The sequence below is a fragment of the Kitasatospora sp. NPDC001095 genome (assembly GCF_053598615.1).
Map to the genome: position 1 here is coordinate 1 of NZ_JBSFKQ010000115.1, position 4,145 is coordinate 4,145.

Consider the following 4,145-nt stretch of genomic DNA (forward strand, 5'->3'; position numbering starts at 1 on the left):
ACCGGGTCCAGCCCGCCCTTGCTCATGATCTGGTCGATCCGGGCCGACGGGAAGGCGGCCGGCCAGCAGAAGCCGAAGCCGTCTCCGGCGGCGCCACCGAGCCCCTGGCCCGCGAGCAGCTGCGGGACCAGGGGCTCCCTGCCGTTCCACGGTGCGCACCCCCTCGGGGGTTCACCGGCGGTCGCACCGGGTTCGACGAGGGGCCCGGCCACGGGGGCGGGCCGGGCCCTCACTCGAGACCACGGCCGCCGTCCCTCCCCGGGTTCACCACGAGTCCCACCAACCCCACCGGCCCTACCAGCCCCACCGGCCCCACCTGGCTCCGCCCGACCCGCACCCCGCCCGGCCGGAGCGCGACCGGTCCGGCCCCGGGAACGCCGGAAGCCCCTGGCCGCACGGGGGACGACCAGGGGCTTGCGTACCGGACTACGGGTGGCGGGCCCTCACGGGTTCAACGCCAGCACCACGTACCCCGCCAGCACCGCCAGGTGCACCGCGCCCTGGAGCGGGGTCGCCCGGCGCGGGATGACGGTGAGGGTGAGCAGCACGATCGTCAGGGTCAGCAGCACCATGTGCGCCGGGTCGAGGCCGAGGACGAGCGGGCCGGGGAGCCAGCTGGAGGCGATCGCGACCGCCGGGATGGTCAGGCCGATGCTGGCGAGCGCCGAGCCGAGGGCGAGGTTGAGGCTGGTCTGCACCCGGTTGCGGACGGCCGCGCGCAGCGCCGCGATGGTCTCCGGCAGCAGCACCATCATGGCGATCACCACGCCGACCACGGCGTGCGGGAGGCCGGCATCGTCCACCGCCTTCTCGATGGTCGGCGACACGCCCTTGGCCAGGCCCACCACCGACACCAGGGCGACGGCCAGCAGCAGCAGGCTGACGCCGGCGGCCCGGATGGTGGGCGGGGAGGCGTGCTCCTCCTCGTCCAGCACCCGGCCCTCGGGGGTGACGGGCAGGAAGTAGTCCCGGTGCCGGACGGTCTGGGTGGCCACGAACAGGCCGTAGACCACCAGCGAGGCGGTGGCCGCGAAGGTGAGCTGGGTGGTCGAGAACTGCGGGCCGGGCGAGCTGGTGGTGAAGGTCGGCAGGACGAGGCTGAGGGTCGCGAGGGTGGCGATGCAGGCGAGCGCGGCGCCGGTGCCCTCGGCGTTGAAGACGGCGGTCCGGTACTTGACGGCGGCGACCACGATGGACAGTCCGAGGATGCCGTTGCAGGTGATCATCACGGCGGCGAAGACGGTGTCCCTGGCCAGGGTGGAGGACTTGGCCCCGCCGTCGGCCATCAGCGTCACGATCAGCGCGACCTCGATCACGGTGACCGCCACCGCCAGGACGAGCGATCCGAAGGGCTCGCCCGACCAGTGCGCGATGACCTCGGCGTGGTGCACGGCGGACAGCACGGCGCCCACCAGGAAGCAGGCGACCACCGCCACCACCCAGCCGGGCAGCTCCTCGTGCCAGGTCAGGGCAAGGACGAGGAACGACACCACCGGAATGATGACGGTCCATTGCGCGGTAACGGCGCGGAGCTTCGTGATCATGCCGCCGAGGATCCCAGACCGCAGCCCCGTCACCCGGGTGCCCGCGCCGGGATGCGTATGGATGTGGCATAACTCATCCCGTTTTGGCGCTCACCCACCGTAGTCATGAAGATGCCGAAGCGCTTTGTCGACATGTTGCCGAAGCCGTTCGGGGAGACCGCCGGTCAGCAGCTGGTGGGCGATCACGCCGAAGGCCCAGACGCCGGCGCGGGGGCGCACTGCGACGCCGCGGGCTCCGGCGTGCTCGGGCCACCGCTCGAGCGGGACGTGGTCGGGCGAGCCGAGCGGCGGGGCGCAGGCGCGGGTGCCCTCCAGCTCGGCGGTGAGGCCGAAGCCGGCGATCTTGGCGGTGCCGTCGGGCATCGGCGGGACATTGGCCGGTTTCGGGTCCCCGTGCACCCAGCCGGCCCGGTGCATGCGGGTCGGTCCGGCGCAGACCTCGGTCAGGATGCGCTCGGCGCCGGGCACCGCCGTACCGGGCCCGGCCTCGGCGAGCAGGTCCTGGAGGCTGCGGGCGGCACACTCCATCACGAAGGCGACGGCACCGTCCAGCGCGGGGTGGTCCGGGTCCTCGACGGTGACCACGGCGAGGGTGCGGCGGCCCCACCCGGGCCCATCCGCAGCAGGGCGGGGGCTCCGCCCGGCGGCGCCATCTCGGGCCCCGGGGCGGGAAGTTGCACGATGACCGTGCCCAGGCGGCACCTCCGTGGGATCGGCTCGACGACATCCGCCCCATTCGCCCCGGAGGCAAACCCGCCACCCGGACGGGCGAGGAGACTCACGAACTGATCGTCCGTCAGGACGGGAGTTGTCCGTGCGCTGAACGAATGCCGAATGGTTGCAGGATGTAGTTGAACGGTCACCATGAGTGTGACGCAACGCACACACACGGCCTCCACGATGTGTGCAAGACTCATCTCAAGGAGTGAGATCCCCTTAATTTCCAAGGAGGTTCGCATCATGCGCGCTCGGATCGCAGCTGTGGCATTGGCGGCAGCAGGGATCACCGCCCTGGCCGCGGCTCCGGCGACAGCCGCCACCACCACGACCGGAACCGACGCCGCGGTCTGCGCGTCGGTGCTCAACCGGCCCTGCATCTCGCACCAGGCCGACGGCGAGGGCATCGTGGGCGTCGCCCAGGTCAGCGCCGACCCCGGTCAGTTGACGATGGTTCGGGTGGACGTCCGCACCCAGTCCGCCTGGGGCAGCCCGTGGGAGACGGTCGCCACCGCGACCACCGTGCAGTTCGGCTCCGCCAAGGCGGTCACCCCGCGGGTCACCGCGACCGCCCCGCGCGTGATCTGCGCGACCGCCGGTCCCGCGCTGGACGTCACCAAGCAGAGCACCACCTGTACCAACCCGTTCTGACCGCGGGGCCACCGAGGCACCGCACCCGCCACCCCCACCACGCCGTCCGTACGACCGGGCAGCCGTCCGGACGGCCCGGGGGCGGGAAGCAGTGAACAGCAGGACCAACGGGGCCGTTCGGCCGGGACCTCCCCTCCCGGCCGAACGGCCCCCACCGTTCCCACCAGGCAGAAGGCGCGACAGTCGGAAGATCACCCGGGTCCGGCCCCGGGTGGACCTGGGGCACCCCCACACGGCAAACTGGTCTAGACCTCGGAGGTCTAGACCTCAGACTCGCCTCAGAACGGTGGACCCAGTATGGAAATCGTGATCGTCCCTGACGCCCGTGCGGCCGGCGAACTCATCGCCGCGGCGATCACCGATCTGCTGACCGACAAGCCCGACGCCCTGCTCGGCGTGGCGACCGGCTCGACGCCGCTGCCGATCTACCAGGCCCTGGCCGAGCGGGTCCGCGACGGCCGGCTGAACGCCGCCGAGGCGCGCATCTGCCAGCTGGACGAGTACGTCGGCCTGCCCGCCGGCCACCCGGAGTCCTACCGCTCGGTGGTGCTGCGCGAGGTCGTGGAGCCGCTCGGCCTGACCGAGGAGTCCTTCCTGGGCCCGGACGGCAACGCGTCCGACATCGCCGCGGCGGCCATCGCCTACGACCGCGCGCTGACCGAGGCCGGCGGCGTCGACCTCCAGCTGCTCGGCATCGGCACGGACGGCCACATCGGCTTCAACGAGCCCTGCTCCTCGCTCTCCTCCCGGACCCGGATCAAGACCCTCACCCGGCAGACCCGCGAGGACAACGCCCGCTTCTTCGACAGCATCGACCAGGTCCCGCACCACGTCATCACCCAGGGCATCGGCACCATCCTGGAGGCCCGCCACCTGGTCCTGCTGGCCACCGGCGAGGCCAAGGCCGAGGCCGTCGCGCTCTCCGTCGAGGGCCCGCTGTCCGCGGCCGTCCCCGCCTCCGCGCTCCAGCTGCACCCGCACGCCACCGTGGTGGTGGACGAGGCCGCCGCCTCCCGCCTCAAGCTCGCCGACTACTTCCGCGACACCTACGCGGCCAAGCCGGCCTGGCAGAAGCTCTGATCGTCCCGACAGTCCTGAGCGTTCCGACGGCTCCGAGCGTTCCGACGCCGTGACGGCCGGGGCTGAACTTCTGGAAGTTCGACTACGGCAACTCGGCCCCGGGCAACGCCAAGGACCAGTCCGGCTTCGGCCTGCAGGTCATCAAGCAGGACA

At 72.2% G+C, this 4,145-nt stretch carries 5 protein-coding genes and 1 pseudogene; 3 read left to right on the forward strand and 3 right to left on the reverse strand.

Going from position 1 to position 4,145, the window contains the following annotated elements; genetic code table 11:
- From ACWDBB_RS35960 to ACWDBB_RS35970, 3 genes and pseudogenes are all read right to left on the reverse strand, one after another.
- Window positions 1-212, reverse strand: a pseudogene (locus ACWDBB_RS35960) (hypothetical protein); the annotation flags it as partial.
- A gap of 231 nt (window positions 213-443) precedes the next feature.
- Window positions 444-1,544, reverse strand: coding sequence for a calcium:proton antiporter (locus ACWDBB_RS35965; RefSeq protein ID WP_449793614.1), 1,101 nt, complete (start codon window positions 1,542-1,544; stop codon window positions 444-446).
- A 90-nt stretch (window positions 1,545-1,634) separates the two neighbouring features.
- A complete protein-coding gene (locus ACWDBB_RS35970; RefSeq protein WP_449793615.1) occupies window positions 1,635-2,129 on the reverse strand; it encodes a protein kinase domain-containing protein in 495 nt (164 codons plus the stop codon).
- Window positions 2,130-2,504: 375 nt separating this feature from the next.
- Here ACWDBB_RS35970 and ACWDBB_RS35975 point away from each other — a divergent pair, with 375 nt between their 5' ends.
- The 3 genes from ACWDBB_RS35975 to ACWDBB_RS35985 all read left to right on the forward strand — a co-directional run.
- Window positions 2,505-2,912, forward strand: a complete 408-nt coding sequence (locus tag ACWDBB_RS35975) for a hypothetical protein (RefSeq protein ID WP_449793616.1) — start codon at window positions 2,505-2,507, stop codon at window positions 2,910-2,912.
- Between the two features lie 297 nt (window positions 2,913-3,209).
- The gene (nagB, locus tag ACWDBB_RS35980) at window positions 3,210-3,992 is read left to right on the forward strand and encodes a glucosamine-6-phosphate deaminase (protein WP_449793617.1); all 783 of its coding nucleotides are present in this window, start codon (window positions 3,210-3,212) and stop codon (window positions 3,990-3,992) included.
- Between the two features lie 62 nt (window positions 3,993-4,054).
- Window positions 4,055-4,145 (forward strand): chitinase C-terminal domain-containing protein (locus ACWDBB_RS35985; RefSeq protein ID WP_449793618.1); only part of this gene is annotated, 91 nt, incomplete at its 3' end.